The following is a 17,076-nucleotide window of genomic DNA, read 5'->3' on the forward strand; positions in this document are numbered from 1 at the left end:
AAGAGGTGCGCACGTGACTGCGGGAGCGTGGCGAGATCACCTGGTGAGCCTGGACGAGTGGGACGCGATGCCAGAGGACGAGAACCTCGAGCTCGTAGATGGAGTCCTGCACGTGGTACCTCCCGCTGTCCCCCCTCACCAGAGGGCTCAGAACCGGTTGACCTATTGGCTTGATGAGCAACTGCCTGAAGATCTGACGGCTTTTGACGATGTCGACGTGGTGATCGATGACTCGGACCGGCCGACGGTGCGCAAGCCGGACATCGTCGTGGTCGCGACGGAGGCCGCAGAGCGCAAACCAAAGCGGTTCGTGGCGGCGGACGTCGTGCTTGCGGTTGAGATCGTGTCTCCTGGCTCAGAGCGCACAGATCGCCTCACGAAGCCGATGCAGTATGCCAAAGCCGGAATCCCGCATTACTGGCTGGTCCAACTCGACGAGCCGGTCAGCTTGACTGCGTACGACCTGGTAGCTGGCGTCTACCACGTTGTCGAGGATGTCGTGGGGCAAGTCAAGTTGAGCCGACCTGCTTCGCTGGCGTTCGACCTCGACGCGTTGTCACGACGGTGATGAGCGTTTGAGCGACAGCGTGCTGACCACCGGCGCCGTCTGGCGGCTGCACCACGCAGGTCAGGAAATCGCCAGGCTGAAGGTGACCGGCGCCGACTTCCCGTGGGTGCACGCGGACGTCGAGACGCTGCCGGGGTTCGAGGAGTTCCGGCCGGTGTTCGCCGAGCAGGAGCAGGCCGTCGATGACGAGGACTACGAGCGGTCCGACGCCTGCTACTTCGAAATCCGGAAGTCGCTCACCATGACGTTCCCGGACGGGCGGCCGGTGGCCGAGTTCCTGCTCCACATCCATGCGGACGGTACCGCCGGGTGGCGGTGGAGCGACGAACCGTTCGACGACGACGTGTGACCAGGCAGGTCGAGATTCAGGGACCCGACGACGACCCGCTCGCTGCGGCGTCGCTGAGTGAATGGCGGCCGTCGACGACGCTGGGCAACTGTCCGGCTGTGAGGCCGTCTACGGGCGGACGGCGGAGTTGCCGTTCTCCGAGTCGCTTGACAGCTCAGGCCTTCCGGCGCCGGTGCGTCGGCCGCAGGTTCGCCGGCGGCGTCAGCGCCCGAGTCTCCACCCGCTCCAGCACCACCGAGCTGGTCAGGTTCCTCACCTCGGTCCGCGACGCGATCTTGTCCATCAGGAACGCCTGCAGGTGTGTGGAGTCGGCGACCGCGATGTGGATCAGGAAGTCCGCCTGCCCGGAGACGTGGAAGATCGACCGCGTTTCCGGCTGAGCCATCACGAACGCGCGAAACGCCGCCACCACGGGACGGGTGTGCGGCCGCACGTTCACCGACACGACGGCCTCCAGCGGCAGGCCCGTCGTGGACGGGTCGACGACGGCGTGGCAGCCGGTGATCACACCGAGTTCGCGCAGCCGCCGGACCCGCTGCAGGCACGAGGAGGGCGCCAGGCCGACGATCTCCGCCAGGGTGCGGTTCGGCAGGGTCGCGTCGTTCTGCAACTCCTCCAGGATGTGCCAGTCGACCGAATCGAGTTCGGCTTGTTCGCGCATAACCGAACATCGTACTGACCAGCTGGAATGCGGCAGAACAACGCACAACGATCGGTCGCATGCACATCGCGTGGACGTCGTTCTTGCTCGCGCTCGTGGTGATCACGATCGTGCCTGGTCCCGACTTCGTTCTGATCATGGGGAACGCGGTGCGCAGCCTGCGCCGGGGTGTCGAGGCGGCGCTCGGTGTGATCACCGGGCTGCTGATCCACGCGACGCTCGCGACCGTCGGCCTGAGCGCGCTCGTCGTGGCGGTGCCGACCGCCCTGTTCGTCGTCAAGGCGGTTGGCGCGCTCTACCTCGCCTACCTCGGGTTCATGACCCTCAAGTCCGCGAAGCAGCCGCTCGGCGAACAGGATCAGAAGGGCAACGTGTTCCTGCGCGGCATGCTCTGCGACCTGTTGAACCCCAAGGTGATGCTCACGTTCCTGAGCCTCATGCCGCAGGCGATGGACCCGAACGCCGCGCCGCTCCCGCAGGCCGCGCTCCTCAGCGCGGTCACGGTCGGGGTGTTCGCGGGGTTCTGGGTCATCGTCGTGCCGCTCGCCCGTCAGCTGGCCACTCTGCTGAGCAAGCCGAAGATCCGCGCGACGTTCGAGCGGGTCTGTGGTACCGCTCTCATCGGGATGGCCGCGTCAGTTCTGGCCGCCTAGGACCACGTGACGGTCAGCTCGTCCCGGGTTCCGAACCGGACCAGGTGCCGTTCCACGACGTCACGCAGCCGTGCCACGTCCTCTTCCGAAGAACCCACCACGCGCATGATCAACGCGTCGGGAGAGGCCTCGAACTCGGCCAAACCGAGAGAGAAGCGAACGAACCCGCGCGAGTCCTCCCAGGAGCCTTCCAGGTCCTTGTGCGTGAAGTGCTTCACCAGCTGTGATCCGTACCTGGAGGCACGGTCGGTCGCCGAGCGTCCCACGCTCGTGAATTCCGTCATGAAGCCAACTTACGCCTAGCCATACGTATTGCGGCGTGACGCGGTTCACCTGGCAAAACGGAGTCTGAGAACACCCTGTGACGTCTCGCGTAAACAAGAAGAACACGGCAGGCTGTCGCGTATGACGGAAGGCAAAGCACGTATCGCGGTCACCGGTCTCGCCACCATGGGCAGCAACCTCGCGCGCAACCTGGCGCGCCACGGCTTCAAAGTCGCCGTGCACAACCGGACGCCCGCGAAGATGAAGGCCCTGCTAGAGGAGCACGGTCACGAGGGTGACTTCGTCGGCGCCGAGACGCTGCAGGATCTCGTGGACAGCCTGCAGACGCCGCGCCAGATCATCATCATGGTCAAGGCGGGCGGGCCGACCGACGCCGTCATCGACGAGCTGAGTGAAATCCTCGAACCCGGCGACATGGTCATCGACGGCGGCAACGCCCACTACGCCGACACGCGCCGCCGTGAGGCCGCGCTGAAGGAGAAGGGGCTGCTGTTCGTCGGCGCCGGCATCTCCGGTGGCGAGGAGGGCGCTCTCAACGGCCCCAGCATCATGCCTGGTGGTCCCGTCGAGTCGTACAAGCACGTCGGTCCGGTGTTCGAGGAGATCGCGGCCAAGGTGGACGGTCAGCCGTGCTGCGTGCACGTCGGGCCGGACGGTGCCGGGCACTTCGTGAAGATGGTGCACAACGGCATCGAGTACGCCGACATGCAGCTCATCGCCGAGGCGTTCGACCTGCTCAGCCGCGTCGGCGGCCAGAGCCCCGCCGAGATCTCCGAGGTCTTCACGCAGTGGAACTCGGGTGACCTGGAGTCGTACCTGGTCGAGATCACCGCGGAGGTCCTCAAGCACGTCGACGCGAACGGCACCCCGCTCGTGGAGGTCATCGAGGACGCGGCCGAGCAGAAGGGCACCGGCCGCTGGACCGTGCAGGAGGCGCTGGAGCTGGGCGTGCCGGTCACCGGTATCGCCGAGGCCGTGTTCGCGCGCAGCCTGAGCGGCCACACCGACCAGCGCAAGGCCGTGCGCGAGGCGTTCGGTGCCAGCGAGGTCGTCGCGAAGCCGGACGTCGAACTGGTCGACGACGTGCGCCAGGCGCTCTACGCGTCGAAGGTCGTCGCGTACGCGCAGGGCTTCGACATGATCCGTGAGGCGTCGAAGAACTACGACTGGAACATCGACCTCGGTGCCATGGCGACGATCTGGCGCGGTGGGTGCATCATCCGGGCACAGTTCCTCAACCGCATCCGCGAGGCCTATGACGCGAACCCGGACCTCGCGTCCCTGTTGGTGGACAACTACTTCCGCGACGCGGTGCAGAACGCCGAGGCCGCATGGCGGCGCGTTGTGGTCCGTGCGGTCGAATCCGGCGTTCCGACTCCTGGCTTCGTGTCCGCTCTGGCCTACTACGACGGTCTTCGCTCCGAGCGTCTGCCCGCCGCGCTCGTCCAGGGACAGCGGGACTTCTTCGGTGCCCACACGTACCGCCGTGTTGATCGCCCCGGTAGCTTCCACACGTTGTGGTCGGGTGATCGCTCAGAGGTGGAAGCGTGAAATTTCGTTTGCTGGGGGCGGTCGTCGCTGCGACGGCAGGGTTGACCCTGACGTCGAGCGGCGGCGCGGTGGCGGGTGGCGACGAGGCACTGACTCGTGATCTCGACGCCATCCTCGCCGATCCCGGGCTCCAGGGCGCCGACGTCGGCGTCACCGTCCGGGACGCGAACACCGGTGAGGTCGTCTACACGAGGTCGGGCGGCAGGCGCTCGCAGGTGGGATCGAACCTGAAGGTCCTCACCACGGCGGCCGCGCTCGACCTGCTCGGCCCGGACTACAAGTGGAAGACCGAGCTGCAGTCTTCGGGCACGCGGAACGGGTCGACGCTGAACGGCGACCTCGTCCTGCGCGGCACCGGCGACCCGACGATGTCCGCGCAGCGGTACAAGGCGCTCGCGGACACGTTGAAGGCCAGCGGTGTCACGACGATCAGTGGCGCGCTCGTGCTCGACGACACGGCGTTCGACCCCCAGCCCTACGGTCTGGGCTGGGCGTGGGACGACGAGCCGTACTCGTACAACGCGGAGACGTCGGCGCTGACGCTGTCGCCGGACGCGAAGTTCAGCGCCGGCACGGTGGTCGTGCGCGTCAGGCCCGGTGCCGCGACGGGTGATCCGGTGCAGGTGAGCGTCGAGCCGGCGAACGACCAGGTGCAGATCCAGAACACGGCGACCACCAACGGCGACGCCGGGATCACCGTCGAACGCGAGCACGGCACGAACGTGATCAAGGTCAGCGGTTCGACCTGGGTCGAGAAGACGGCGCTGTCCACCGTCAAGGATCCGACCGGCCTGGTTGGCTCGGTGTTCGCCAAGGCGTTGGAGCAGAACGGGATCCAGGTCCAGGGCGGGGTGCGCAGGGGCGCGGCGCCGCAGGGTGCCGCGGTTCTCGCGTCCGACGAGTCCATGACGCTCGGACAGCTGATCAACCCGTTGCTCAAGAACAGCAACAACATGCTGGCCGAGGTGCTGGTCAAGTCGGCGGGTGGCTCGTTCGCCAACGGCGTCAACCAGCTCAGCCGCAAGTGGTCCGGTCTCGGTGTCGACCCGAACTGGGTCGAGATCTTCGACGGTTCCGGAATGTCCAGGATGGACGAGATCTCGCCGGACGACCTGACGTCGGTGCTGATCAAGGCGAAGACCAAGCCGTGGTTCGGCACCTGGTCGGCGTCGCTGCCGGTCGCCGGCCGCGACGGCACCCTGGTCAACCGGATGAAGGGCACCAAGGCCGAGGGCAACGTGCAGGCCAAGACGGGATCGATGTCCGGTGTCTCGGCGCTGTCCGGCTACGTCACCACGCAGACCGGCAGGCAGCTGGTGTTCTCGATCGCGCAGAACAACCTGGTGCTGTGGTTCAGCCCCAAGACGATCGAGGACAAGGTCGCCGTCCGGCTGGCGTCCGACGGTGCCACCACCGCGGCCACGCAGAAGGTCGAGTCGGTGCCACAGCAGCGCAAGGCTCCCGCGCAGGACCGCAGGAAGGTCCCCGCCAACGAGCGCTTCGACGTCGAGTGCTCGTGGATCGGCACCTGCTAGCTCGCTGCTTTGCGATGAAGGGAACCTTCCTGCACGTCAGGCGGAGGAAGGTTCCCTTCGTCGTTTTCAGGCGGGGGAGGGGACGGGCTCCAGACCGTTGCGGTCCGGGTCCACCAGGTAGACGCGGGCGTTCGAGATGTCGAAGTACATGCCCTTCAACGCCAGCGTGCCCGCCGCGATCGCCTCCCGCACGCTCGGGTAGCCGAGCAGGTTGTCGAGCTGCTGCGCGACGTTCGCCACGGCCAGCCGGTCCGCCACCGGCAGGTCCGCGCAACCGGGCGACGTCGGCGCGTGGAACCGGATCAGCGACGGTTCCGCGTTGCGCAGCCACGAGTGCAGGTGAGTGCCGGGTGCGGCGGACCCATTCACCAGCGCCTTCATCGCGCCGCAGTCGGAGTGTCCACACACGACGATCGAGCCGACGTTCAGCACCTCGACCGCGAACTCGATCGCGGCGCCGACGGACCTGTCGTCCGCGGACGCCATCGGCACCAGGTTGCCGATGTTGCGCACGCAGAAGAGGTCACCGGGCCCGGACGTGGTGATCAGGTTCGGCACCACGCGAGAGTCCGCGCAGGTGATGAACAGCTGTTGCGGTCGCTGCCCGCGCAGCGCGAGCTCGTGCAGGAACGGCCGCACCAACGGCGCCGACCGCAGCTCGAACTCGTGCATTCCCAGGATCATCGGGTCGCTCTCGGCGGAAGACCGTTGGGCGGGAAGCGACACCGAGCTCGGCTCGCCCTGCCAGTGCGACCACGGTGCGAACCAGCGGGGCAGCGGGCCGGGCAACGTCTTGCGCCGTCCCGGTTTGCCCTGGTTCGCCCGGTCGTACCAGGTGTCGTGCACCTCGTCGACGCGCACCTGCCCGCCGAGCCGTTCGTAGCCCTCGCGCCAGTCGTTGATCGCCTCGTACGACGCGTGGTCGAGGTAGTCGATGTGCAGTTCCAGCACCACCTGCCCGCCCAGCGGAAGCTGCCGCAGCTCGCGCACGAGCCGCCCGACCCCGAGGAACACCAACGATCCGCGCACGGACACCCGGTTGCCCTCGACGCGCACCGAACAGTGCGTCAACCGGTACAACGCGCGCAGCAACGCGATGGCGAGCCCGGCGACCACCCCCTCGAGCAGTCCGAAGAGGACGACCCCGAGCACGGTCGCCGCATACACCAGGAACTCCCGGTGCCGCCACAGCGTCCGCATCCGGTCCACCGACACGAGCTTCATCCCGACGACGAGCAGCACGCCCGCCAGCGCAGCCAACGGGATCAGCTCCAGCACGGCCGGGAACGCCAGCACCGCCACCGCGATCCACACGCCCTGCAGGATCGCGCTGTACCGGGTCTTGGCGCCCGCGGCGACGTTCGTGGAGCTGCGAGCGAGCCCGCCACTGATCGGCAGCCCGCCCAGCGCCCCGGCGAGCACGTTGCCGGTGCCCTGCGCGATGAGCTCCTTGTCCAGCCTGGCCCGCGGCCCGTCGTGCAACCGGTCGGTCGCGACCGCCGACAGCAACGACTCCATGCTCGCCACCAGCGCGACGGTGACGATGGCCGCGGTGACCGCGCCGACGCTGCCCTGCGGCATCTGCGGGAACACCAGCGCGTGGCTCTCCGGCAGGTCGACGCGTGCGACGTCGAGCTTCAGCACGGACGCCACCAGCGTCGCGGCACCGACGGCGACGAGCGGCGCGGGTACCAGGGATGCGCGCGGAACCCGTGGCCACAGCAGCAAAGCCGCGATGGCGACGGCACCGACCAGCAACGACCCGATCTGCGAACTGGCCAGTTCTCCTGGCAGCAGCGCGAGGTTCCCCGGCACCGACGACAACGCCGTTCCGCCCAGCACCACCACGAGCTGCCCGACGGCGATCGAGATGCCGATGCCCGCGAGCATCCCGTGCACCACGGCGGGGGACAGCGACATCACCAGGCGGCTGATACCGGTGAGCCCCAACGCGAGCTGCAGTGCACCGGCGGCCAGCGTGATCGCCGCGGTGGCCGCCCAGCCGAACTGCGCCACCAGCCCGGCCACGATCACCACGAGCCCGGTGCCCGGTCCGCTGATCTGCAGCGGCGCCCCGCTGATCGCGCCGACGACGACGCCACCGACGACGGCCGAGATGATTCCCGCCATCAACGGCGCACCGGTGGCGTGCGCGATCCCGAGCGACAACGGGATCGAGATCAGGAACAGGACGAAGCTCGCGGGCAGGTCGTGCCGGAGGATCACCGGTGGACCGTGCGGGGTGTGATCGCCGGCGTTGGACTTCTGCAGATGGTTCACGGCAATGTTTTCCTTTCGTGGCACAGCGGCCCTGAAATGCGGGATAGCCCTGTGCGCGCAGCACAGAGCGAGGGGGGAAGGGGGAGTTCGCTAGAGGAGCCCTAAGGGCAGCAAACGGCGCGGCCGAACGGCGGCGAGCGCGTCGGCGCGGTCATGCGGGGTCGGCACGGGAGCACCTCCGTGTCGGCACAGGCATCGGGTCTCGATCAGGCCGCGTCGCCACCATGATGACGGCGGAATCGGCTTTGTGGCAGTGGTTTCAGCCAACCGTGTTGATCTTGCCCGGTAACGTCACGCGAGGTAGTGATGAAGACGGGCCGGCCCCGGTCGGGGGTGCGGAGCCGGCCCGAGTCAGAGTGAAACTTGAAGAACTATCGAGTTTCGGAATTCAGCCTACCGAGCGCAGGTGCTTGCCGTGCGAAGTCTCCTGGCCCACCACGGTCAGGATCAGTTGCGCCGAGAGGTACGCACGGCACGGTGCGGGCAGCCTGCGGGTGAACCAGCTGCGCTTGCAGGTCGCGCACCGGCCGTGCTCGTCGGGCTGGTGCTCGTCCAGCAACGCCTTGACAACCGCGACCACCCTCGGCAGCTCTACCCTGGCGAGCACGAGGGCGGTCTGGTCGTCGCCGTGCTGGGCGAGATCGGTGAGTGTGGCCAGGTGTGAGTGCAGCGACTTGTCCAGTTGGCTGAACACCGTGACGGCCATCAGGCTCAGAGCTCCAGTCCGTGCGTAAGCAACCCATGCAGACTGTCCTGGTCCATACGAGATCTGCAAGTTGCACTACACGAATGGATGACGTCCCTTTGCGACGCCCTCCTTTGCTCTCAAACTGAGACGCGACCAGGAGGTGTGGATGGCATCCAGGAGGAGCCATGCGGGGTAGCAGCCCGACCCTGCGCAAGCGTCGGCTCGTGAGTGAGCTCAGGCGGCTGCGCGAAGCGGCCGAGCTGACGATCGAGGAGGTGGGCGAGCGTCTGGAGTGCTCGGCCTCCAAGATCAGCCGCATCGAGACAGGGCGGGTGGGAGTGAGCCCGCGCGACGTGCGGGACATGCTCACCGCCTACGGTGCGGACACCGCCACCCTCGACGAACTGGTTCAGCTGGCCAGGGAGGCCCGCCGCAAGGCGTGGTGGGACGAGTTCGGTGACATCGTGCCCGGTCGTTACGTGGGGTACGAGGCCGACGCCGACTCGATCAGGACCTACCAGGGGCTGATGATCCCCGGCCTGCTGCAGTGCGAGGCGTACACGAGGGCGTTGATCTCCGAGGTGCTGCCGGACTCGAGCACCGCGGAGATCGACCGGCGAGTCCGGTTGCGCAAGGCGCGGCAGGCCTTGCTGAGCGAAGACGACCCGTTGCGCCTGCACGTCGTGATCGACGAGGCGGCCCTGCGCAGGCTCGTCGGCGGCACCGGGGTGATGCGCGCCCAGATGGCGCGTCTCCTCGAGGTCGGTGCACTGCCGAACGTCACGATGCAGGTCGTGCCGTTCAGCGCCGGTGGTCATGCTGCGATGGACGGCCCGTTCGTCATCCTGAGCTTCCCGGAGCAGCTCGACCCCGACGTCGTATACATCGAAAGTACTAGGAGTGGCGTCTATCTGGAGCAACAGTCAGACGTCCATTGGTACGCCGAGATGTTCGAGCGTCTGGTGAACTCCGCCCTGAATTCGAGGGAATCGGCGACCCTGATCACTGAGATCGCTCGCACTCTCGCGTGACTGCGACCGGGAGTGAACAGACAGTGGAAAGCTTGCGTTGGCGCAAGAGCAGCCGTTCGTCCGCCGGTGGACCCGAGTGCGTGGAGATCGCGCTCGTCTCGTCCGGCGCGGCTGTGCGTGACAGCAAGAACGCGGACGGGGCGCGGTTGAGGTTCGGCGACGCGGGATGGGAGACCTTCCTCGCCGCCGCGAAGACCGGCTCTTTCGTCAGCTGATCACCAAAACTCGAAGGGCCCAGGCTGGGTGTGTCAGCCTGGGCCCTTCGCTTGTTTTGGGGGGGGACGTGGGCCGGCCGGCGTTCCGCCGCCGCGGGCTGGATGCCCCTTGCACGCCGGCCGACCCACGTCGATCATGGGGAGCAGCGGGTGATCCGCTGTCCGGTCCAATCTTTCCCGACTGTCCGATCTCCGGTTTCCGTTGATCTCGCCGTCTGTGGTTGGTTGGACACGCTAAGCGTAAGAATGGCTTCTACAGCACGACTGGAGCCCGACTGAAGTGATCTTCAAGCTCCAGGTGACCACCAGGCGAAGGACAGGTCGGTGACGCACGGCGAGGAGCCCCTGCGGTTCGAGGTTCTCGGCCTACTCCGAGTCGTTCGCGCAGGTCACGAAGTTGATCTCGGTGCGGCGAAGCAGCGCGCCGTCCTCGCGGTGCTCCTGTTGGCGCGCAACACACCGGTCAGCCGCGGGCAGATCATCGAGGCCGTCTGGGGCGACAACGTGCCCTCGAGCGCGGTGAATTTGGTCCAGACCTACGTGGCGGGACTGCGCCGCGCGCTGGAGCCGACCCGTGCTCGCAGGGCTCCTGCCGAGCTGCTGACGTCGGTCGGCGACGGCTACCTGTTGCGCGTCGAGTCCGGCGCGCTGGACCTCGACGTGTTCGAACGTCAGGTGCTGCTCGCGAACCGCATGCGCGCGGCAGGTGATCTCGCCGGAGCGGCAGTCGAGCTGGACGACGCCCTGGCGTTGTTCCGAGCCGAGCCCCTCGGCGGTGTCTCCGGCCTCTTCGCCGACGTCGAACGCGGTCGTCTCGTGGAACGCCGACTCGCCGTGCTGGAGGAACGCGCCGAGCTGGGGCTCGCGATCGGGCAGGGCCCCGAACTGGTCTCGCAGCTGAGCTCGATGGTCGTCGACCACCCCTTGCGGGAGCGCGGCTACGGGCTGCTGATGCGCGCGCTGGTCCAGGCGGGCCGGCAGGCGGAGGCGCTGGCCGCCTACCGCGAGGCGCGTCGCGTGCTGATCGAGGAGCTGGGTGTCGAGCCGGGCCCGGAGTTGCGCCGCGTGCACCAGGCCGTGCTGGCGGGGGACAGCCCAGAACCGGAACGTGCGCCGGTGCGCGTCCCTCCGCAGCCCGCCGCGCCGGAACCCGCTCCCGTGACGATCCCGGCGCAGCTCCCGCGCGCTCCCGTCGCGCTGATCGGCAGGGACGCCGAGCTGGCGCACATGGACGCGCTGCTGCGCGATCACGACGGCCCGGTGCTGCTGGTGACCGGACCGGCGGGCGTGGGCAAGACGGCGCTCGCGTTGCACTGGTCGCACCGGGTCCGCGAGGAGTTCCCGGACGGCCAGCTCTACGTCGACGTGCACGGCTACGACCCGAACCGGGAGCCGCTCGAGATCGGCGAGGTGCTCAACCGGTTCCTGCGCGCGCTGGGCGTGCCGGCGAGCGACACCCCGGTCTCGGTCGACGAACGCTCGGCGTTGCTGCGGACGTTGCTGGCCGACCGCCGCATGCTCGTGATGCTCGACAACGTCCGCAGCTCCGCGGACCTGCTGCCGCTGCTGCCCGGTGCGCCGTCGTGCGTCGTGGTGACGTCCCGCCGCCGGCTGGTCGGTCTGGTGGCCCAGGTCGAGGCCAAGCTGATCGAGCTGGACATGCTCGACCAGGACGCGGCCGTGGACGTGCTGGGCCGCATCGCCGGCCGTCCGGACATCGAGGCGCACGCGTTGCGGGAGCTGGCCGAGCTGTGCGACGGCCTGCCGCTCGCGTTGCGCATCGCCGCCGCCCGTCTCGCCGTGTCCCCACGTTTGCGCGTGGCCGAGCTCGTCGAGGAACTGCAGGACGAGCACGGCAGGCTGGCCGCACTCGGTCTGGAGGACGGTGAGGGCACCGTGCGGGCCGCTCTGGACGCGTCACGCCGTGCGCTCCCGCCCGTGGAGTCCAGGTTGCTGGCGATCATCGGCCTGCACCCCGGCGCCGACCTCAGCACCCACGTGGTCGCGGCGATGGGGGACGTCGGGCTGGCCGAAGCCCAGCGGGCCCTGGACACGCTGACCGCCGCGAACCTGTTGTCCGTCAGCGAACCGGGCCGCCACGTGGCTCACGACCTGGTCCGCGTCTACACCAAGACGCTGGCGGGCGAGCTGTCCGAACCGGAACGCCGCGCCGCCACCGGCCGGATGCTCGACTACTACCTGCACTGCGCCGACCTGGCCGACGGCATGCTGCCGATCAACCGCGGCAGCGTTCTCGTGGCACCGGAACACCGCCCGGCCCACGTGCCAGCGCTGTCCGGTGCGGCGGACGCGATGGCGTGGTTCGACGCCGAGCGCGCCAACCTGATCGCCGCGACGGAACACGCCTCCGCCACGGGCTGGCACGTCCACGCCTGGCAGCTGCCGTACACGTTGTCGCGGTACCTGTGGCTGAGAACCGAGCGCGAGACGTCGTTGCGCATCACGGAAGCCGCGCTGCAGGCCGCGATCGCGCTGAACGACGACGACGCCCGGTTCGTCATGCAGTTCAACCTGGGTGTGGCGCTGCTGCAGCTGGAACGCTACGACGAGGCCCTGCACGCCCACCGCGGCGCGTTGGAAGTGGCTCGCCGCAAGGGGGACGTGCACCAGCAGGCCCGTGCGCTGACGACGGTGGCCGACACGTTGCAGGACATGGGCAGGGCCGCCGAGGCCGAGGTGCACTACCGCGAGGCCATGGAGATCTCGCGGATCGCCGGGTCGAAGTGGGCCGAGGCCAACGCTCACCACCACCTCGGGCTGCTGTACCTCGCGACGCAGCGCTTCGACGACGCGATGCCGTGGCTGCAGGTGGCGCTGCGGATGTACCACGAGGTCGGCGAGGAGTGCGGCGAGGCAGCGTGCCACGTCGACATCTCCACGGCGTTGCTGGAGACCGGCGACACCGACGGCGCGTTGTCGTCGGCCCGCACGGCGCTGGCGGTGGCCTGCGACGCGGTGTCGCCGTACCACCAGGCGCTGGCGCACGACCGGCTGGCCGCGGTGTTCGACCGGCTCGGTGCGGCGGGGGCGGCGGCGCACTGGCAGCGGGCGCTCGCGCTGTTCACCGAGCTGGGCGCCTCGGAGGCGGACGGGGTGAGGGCCAGGTTGGCCAGGGCCCGTGCCGTGTCGGTGGGGTAAGGGGTTCGCGGCGCGGGACTGCGTGATCGTCCGATGTGCGCGGTGAGGCCTCAGGACGAACCTGGTCACCATGACGGAATGGACACCTGAGGCGATCAAGGCGGAGATCGAGTACCGGCGCGGCAACGCCCGTTGCAACTGGCAGCGATCGCACGGCCGCATGCCGTCGTGGCTGCGGCGGGTGATCCACCACACGAGTACGAAACCCAGCAGCACCGAGGCATGACATATGCGAGCATGCCACTCGTGGCGCGTCTCGGTTCCGGAATTCCGTTGGTCGCGCGCGACCGCGAGCTGGACCGGTTGCGCGCCATGCTGGCGCAGGCAGGTGACGGCACCGCGGGGGCGGTGCTGCTCGCCGGTGACGCGGGCGTCGGGAAGACGCGGCTGGTGGACGAGCTCGCCGCCAGCGCGGAGGACACGCTCGTCCTGATGGGACGGTGCCTGGACGCCGGCGAGACCGGCCTGCCGTACCTGCCGTTCGCGGAAGCGCTCGGCAGTCTCAAGGACATCCCGAACCGCCCGGCACTGGCGATGTTGCTGCCGCAGCTGGCGCTTCCCGCCGAACGCGAGCCCGGCACCGAGGGCATGATCGCGCCCAGCCTCATCCCGGGACGCCGGCCGGAGCAGGACGTCGGCCAGCTCCAGCTGTTCGACGCCGTGCTCGGCCTGCTCACCGATCTCTCCGAACGCCAGCGCGTGCTGCTCGTCGTCGAGGACCTGCACTGGGCGGACGCCTCGACGCGCTACCTGCTGTCGTTCCTGTTGTCCCGCCTGCGTTCCCAGCGCCTGCTCGTCGTCGGCACCTACCGCTCGGACGACCTGCACCGCAGCCATCCGTTGCGGCCCTTGTTGTCCGAGCTGGTCCGGTTGCCCGCGGTGGAGCGTCTCGACCTCTCGCCGTTCAACGCGGCGGACGCCCGCAGGTTCGTCGAGGCCCTGTCCGACGACCTGCCGGAGGACGTCGTCGCACAGGTCGCGCAACGGTCGGAGGGCAACGCGTTCTTCGCTGAGGAACTGATAGCGGTCGCCACCTGCGACGACAGGTCGTTGCCGTCCGCGCTGGCCGACGTGCTCCTCAGCCGCGTCGAACGCCTCAGCCCGCAGGCGCAGCACGTGGTGCGGGTCGCCTCGGTGCGCGGCCGCAGGGTCCGGCACGACCGGCTCCGCGAGGTCGCCGGGCTGTCCGACGTCGACCTCGACACCGCGTTGCGCGAGCTCGTCCAGCACCACTTGCTGGTGGTGGACGACAACGAGGTCTACATCTTCCGGCACGCTCTGCTCAGGGAAGCCGTCTACGGTGATCTCCTGCCGGGCGAACGTGTCCGGCTGCACGCCGGGTACGCCCGCTACCTGGCCGAGCACCTGGAGGAACGCGGCGCCGCGGCCGCTCTCGCGCACCACGCCTTCGAAAGCCACGACCTGGCGCTCGCGCTGAAGGCCTCGATCAAGGCGTCCAGGGAGGCCGAACGCGCCGGTGCTCCCGCCGAGTCGTTGCGGTACCTGGAAAAGGCGCTCAACCTGTGGAACGCGGTCCCTGCGACCGATCGTCCGTCCGATGTGGACGAATCAGTGCTGCTGCGCAGGGCGTCCTGGGTCGCGGGTACGGCCGGACAGCCGGAACGGGCCGTGGCGTTCGCCCGCAGCGCCACCAAGGCGCTCACCGCGGAGCAGACGCCGGAAGAGGCCGCGGAGGTGTGGCTGCGGCTCGCGCAGGCGTTGTCGGTCCTGGACGGCAACGAGGAGGAGCACTTCCTGGTCCTGGCGAAGGCGCTCGACCTCGTCTACCACCGCGATCCGAGCCCCACCCGCGCCCGTGTGCTGGCGGGCAAGGCTTCCGCCCTGCGCCAGCAGCGCAGGGACGACGCCGCCCGTGAGGCCGCCGAGCAGGCGATCGCGGACGGCCAGACGGCGAACGCTCCGGGTGCGGTCGCGGACGCGCTCGGCACGCTGGCGATTCTCGACGACCACGCGATGCGGCACGCCGAGGCCAAGGTGAGCTTCGAGCGCGCGATCAAGAGCGCGCGTGAGGTCGGAGCGTTCAACAACGAGCTGAGGGCTTGGTACTACTACGGCCTGATGCACTACGACCAGGGCGAACTGGCCGATGCGGCCCGCGTGTTCAACGAGGCGGGCAATCGGGCCAAGGAGACCGGCCTGACGTGGAGCACGTTCGGGCTGGAGATCCGCATCCTGCAGCTGCTGGTGCACTACTACATCGGCGACTGGGACTACGCGGCGTGGGCCAGTGAACCGCCCGGCATGTCCGTGTCGTCGACGGTGCTGGCGAGGCTCGCGGCGGCGCGGACGCACCTCACGGTCGGGCGTGGTGAGCTGGCGGAGACCGAGCGGCAGATCACGAAGCTGCGCAGCGACTGGCACCGCGACATCCAGATCGCGCTGATCACCGGTGGCACGGGCGCGGAGGTCGCGTTGTGGCGCGGCCGGCCGGAGCTCGCCGTCGAGCGGATCACGGACGCGATGGAGTGGACCCGCAAGCTCGGTGGCCCGTGGATGCTCGCGGACATCCGGATCGGCGCGATCGGCATCGCGGCGTACGCGGATCTCGCCGCGAAAGCACGACGCAAGCGCGACACCGAGGCCGAGAAGAACGCCGTAGAGGCGGGCCACAAGCTCGCCGAGCACGTCCGGTTGACGGCGGTGCACGGCAAGCCGCGCACCGGCACCCTCGGTCCGGAAGGGCGTGCCTGGCTGGCCAGGTCCAACGCCGAGGAGTCGCGGCTCCAGGGCCCCGGTGACCCGTGGCTGTGGCAGCAGGCCGTCGACGCGTTCGGTTACGGCCTCGTCTTCGAGCAGGCGCTGTGCCGGTGGCGGCTCGCGGAGGCGTTGCTGGGCGCCGAATCCAAGGAGAACCACCGCGAGGAGGCCGCAGAACAGCTGCGGCTGGCCGACGAGGTGGCGACCAGGCTCAAGGCCGTGCCGTTGCAGGAAGCCGTGGCGTCGTGCGCCAAGCGGGCCCGCATCACCCTCAGGGCTGACGAACCCGCGCGGGAGCACCTCGATCTCTTCACCCCTCGCGAACGCGCGGTGCTCGCGCTGGTCGCGTCCGGGCGGACGAACCGCGAGGTCGGCGAGGAGCTGTACATCAGCGAGAAGACCGTGTCCGTGCATCTTTCCCGGATCATGGCCAAGCTGGGCGCGTCGCGGCGCGCGGAGGCGGTGGCGATCGCGTACGACCGGGGTCTGCTGGAGTAGTCCCGGTTGTCATACCTCAGGCTGATGTGCAACGCGTCGCGGAGTTGATGTCCGCGTACTCAGCTGACTCATAGCTTCTTCCTCGTCAAGGAATGATCCCCTGCGAGGAAGGCAAGCGACATGTCTGCACTGGTGTCCGAAGTGGGCGCAGTCGGGACACGGACCGCGGCAGCGGCCCACAACCTGGTGAAGGTCTACGGCAAGGGTGACACCGCCGTGCGGGCGCTCGACGGCATCAACGTCGCGTTCGAGGCCGGTCGCTTCACCGCGATCATGGGCCCGTCCGGCTCCGGCAAGTCGACGCTGATGCACTGCCTCGCGGGACTGGACACCGTGGACGGCGGCGCCATCCACATCGGACAGACCGAGATCACCAGGCTGAACGACAAGGACCTGACCAAGCTGCGCCGCGACCGCGTCGGCTTCGTGTTCCAGGCCTTCAACCTGCTGCCGACGCTGACCGCCGAGCAGAACATCCTGCTGGGCCTCGAGCTCGCCGGCCGCAAGCCCGACAAGCAGTGGTTCGACACGATCGTCAACGTCCTCGGCCTGCGCGACCGCCTGACCCACCGTCCGACCGAGCTGTCCGGTGGTCAGCAACAGCGCGTGGCGTGTGCCCGTGCGCTCGTCGCCCGTCCCGAGGTCATCTTCGCCGACGAGCCGACCGGCAACCTGGACTCCCGCAGCGGTGCCGAGGTCCTCGACTTCCTGCGCATGTCGGTCCGCAAGCTGGGCCAGACCGTGATCATGGTGACGCACGACCCGGTGGCCGCGAGCTACGCGGACCGCGTGGTGCTGCTCGCCGACGGCAGGCTCGCGGGCGAGATCCACCAGCCCACCACCGAGTCCGTCGTCAACGCCCTCACGCACCTGGGGGCGTGAGAA

General features: G+C 68.8%; 15 protein-coding genes. 11 read left to right on the top strand and 4 right to left on the bottom strand.

Annotated elements, in window-relative coordinates:
* The first annotated feature begins 43 nt into the window (after positions 1–43).
* Complete coding sequence (locus JOD27_RS32765; protein ID WP_204766189.1) at positions 44–568, top strand: Uma2 family endonuclease; 525 nt, start codon at positions 44–46, stop codon at positions 566–568.
* Positions 569–575: 7 nt separating this feature from the next.
* Positions 576–917, top strand: coding sequence for a hypothetical protein (locus JOD27_RS32770; protein ID WP_204766190.1), 342 nt, complete (start codon positions 576–578; stop codon positions 915–917).
* A 154-nt stretch (positions 918–1,071) separates the two neighbouring features.
* On the opposite strand, the gene JOD27_RS32775 is transcribed toward JOD27_RS32770, so the two are convergent.
* Positions 1,072–1,578, bottom strand: coding sequence for an Lrp/AsnC family transcriptional regulator (locus tag JOD27_RS32775; protein ID WP_204766191.1), 507 nt, complete (start codon positions 1,576–1,578; stop codon positions 1,072–1,074).
* A gap of 59 nt (positions 1,579–1,637) precedes the next feature.
* On the opposite strand from JOD27_RS32775, the gene JOD27_RS32780 reads away from it, so the two are divergent.
* Positions 1,638–2,231 carry a LysE family translocator gene (locus JOD27_RS32780; RefSeq protein ID WP_204766192.1) on the top strand — a complete coding sequence of 198 codons (594 nt, stop codon included), beginning with the start codon at positions 1,638–1,640 and terminating at the stop codon, positions 2,229–2,231.
* Here JOD27_RS32780 and JOD27_RS32785 read toward each other — a convergent pair.
* Positions 2,228–2,515 (bottom strand): DUF2218 domain-containing protein, encoded by a 288-nt coding sequence (locus JOD27_RS32785; protein WP_204766193.1) that lies wholly within the window; start codon positions 2,513–2,515, stop codon positions 2,228–2,230. The genes JOD27_RS32780 and JOD27_RS32785 overlap by 4 nt on opposite strands.
* 121 nt (positions 2,516–2,636) lie before the next feature.
* Between JOD27_RS32785 and gnd the strand changes: the two genes are divergently transcribed.
* Positions 2,637–4,067, top strand: a complete 1,431-nt coding sequence (gene gnd / locus JOD27_RS32790) for an NADP-dependent phosphogluconate dehydrogenase (protein ID WP_204766194.1) — start codon at positions 2,637–2,639, stop codon at positions 4,065–4,067.
* Entirely contained in the window at positions 4,064–5,602 is a 1,539-nt protein-coding gene (dacB, locus tag JOD27_RS32795) for a D-alanyl-D-alanine carboxypeptidase/D-alanyl-D-alanine endopeptidase (protein ID WP_204766195.1), read from the top strand. The genes gnd and dacB overlap by 4 nt, the downstream gene beginning before the upstream one ends.
* Before the next feature lie 66 nt (positions 5,603–5,668).
* On the opposite strand, the gene JOD27_RS32800 is transcribed toward dacB, so the two are convergent.
* Both JOD27_RS32800 and JOD27_RS32805 read right to left on the bottom strand, forming a co-directional pair.
* Positions 5,669–7,882 carry a SulP family inorganic anion transporter gene (locus JOD27_RS32800; RefSeq protein WP_307830464.1) on the bottom strand — a complete coding sequence of 738 codons (2,214 nt, stop codon included), beginning with the start codon at positions 7,880–7,882 and terminating at the stop codon, positions 5,669–5,671.
* A 388-nt stretch (positions 7,883–8,270) separates the two neighbouring features.
* Entirely contained in the window at positions 8,271–8,588 is a 318-nt protein-coding gene (locus tag JOD27_RS32805) for a hypothetical protein (protein ID WP_204766196.1), read from the bottom strand.
* Positions 8,589–8,755: 167 nt separating this feature from the next.
* Between JOD27_RS32805 and JOD27_RS32810 the strand changes: the two genes are divergently transcribed.
* From JOD27_RS32810 to JOD27_RS32835, 6 genes are all read left to right on the top strand, one after another.
* Positions 8,756–9,601, top strand: a complete 846-nt coding sequence (locus JOD27_RS32810; protein ID WP_204766197.1) for a helix-turn-helix domain-containing protein — start codon at positions 8,756–8,758, stop codon at positions 9,599–9,601.
* Positions 9,602–9,633: 32 nt separating this feature from the next.
* Positions 9,634–9,816, top strand: a complete 183-nt coding sequence (locus JOD27_RS32815) for a DUF397 domain-containing protein (RefSeq protein ID WP_229812568.1) — start codon at positions 9,634–9,636, stop codon at positions 9,814–9,816.
* 324 nt (positions 9,817–10,140) lie between these two features.
* Entirely contained in the window at positions 10,141–12,975 is a 2,835-nt protein-coding gene (locus tag JOD27_RS32820) for an AfsR/SARP family transcriptional regulator (RefSeq protein ID WP_204766198.1), read from the top strand.
* Between the two features lie 70 nt (positions 12,976–13,045).
* Positions 13,046–13,201, top strand: coding sequence for a hypothetical protein (locus JOD27_RS32825; RefSeq protein WP_204766199.1), 156 nt, complete (start codon positions 13,046–13,048; stop codon positions 13,199–13,201).
* 11 nt (positions 13,202–13,212) lie between these two features.
* A complete protein-coding gene (locus JOD27_RS32830; RefSeq protein ID WP_204766200.1) occupies positions 13,213–16,191 on the top strand; it encodes a helix-turn-helix transcriptional regulator in 2,979 nt (992 codons plus the stop codon).
* A gap of 120 nt (positions 16,192–16,311) precedes the next feature.
* Entirely contained in the window at positions 16,312–17,073 is a 762-nt protein-coding gene (locus JOD27_RS32835; protein WP_204766201.1) for an ABC transporter ATP-binding protein, read from the top strand.
* The last annotated feature ends 3 nt before the right edge of the window (positions 17,074–17,076 follow it).

The sequence above is a fragment of the Lentzea nigeriaca genome, assembly GCF_016907955.1.
In the GTDB taxonomy this organism is placed as follows: Bacteria; Actinomycetota; Actinomycetes; order Mycobacteriales; family Pseudonocardiaceae; genus Lentzea; species Lentzea nigeriaca.

Excerpts from the sequence above, each read along its gene's own strand:
- JOD27_RS32825 (WP_204766199.1), top strand. The coding sequence starts at position 13,046 with ATGACGGAATGGACACCTGAGGCGATCAAGGCGGAGATCGAGTACCGG.
- JOD27_RS32780 (WP_204766192.1), top strand. The coding sequence starts at position 1,638 with ATGCACATCGCGTGGACGTCGTTCTTGCTCGCGCTCGTGGTGATCACG.
- JOD27_RS32835 (WP_204766201.1), top strand. The coding sequence starts at position 16,312 with ATGTCTGCACTGGTGTCCGAAGTGGGCGCAGTCGGGACACGGACCGCG.
- JOD27_RS32785 (WP_204766193.1), bottom strand. The coding sequence starts at position 2,515 with ATGACGGAATTCACGAGCGTGGGACGCTCGGCGACCGACCGTGCCTCC.
- JOD27_RS32830 (WP_204766200.1), top strand. The coding sequence starts at position 13,213 with ATGCCACTCGTGGCGCGTCTCGGTTCCGGAATTCCGTTGGTCGCGCGC.
- JOD27_RS32805 (WP_204766196.1), bottom strand. The coding sequence starts at position 8,588 with ATGGCCGTCACGGTGTTCAGCCAACTGGACAAGTCGCTGCACTCACAC.
- JOD27_RS32810 (WP_204766197.1), top strand. The coding sequence starts at position 8,756 with ATGCGGGGTAGCAGCCCGACCCTGCGCAAGCGTCGGCTCGTGAGTGAG.
- gnd (WP_204766194.1), top strand. The coding sequence starts at position 2,637 with ATGACGGAAGGCAAAGCACGTATCGCGGTCACCGGTCTCGCCACCATG.
- JOD27_RS32775 (WP_204766191.1), bottom strand. The coding sequence starts at position 1,578 with ATGCGCGAACAAGCCGAACTCGATTCGGTCGACTGGCACATCCTGGAG.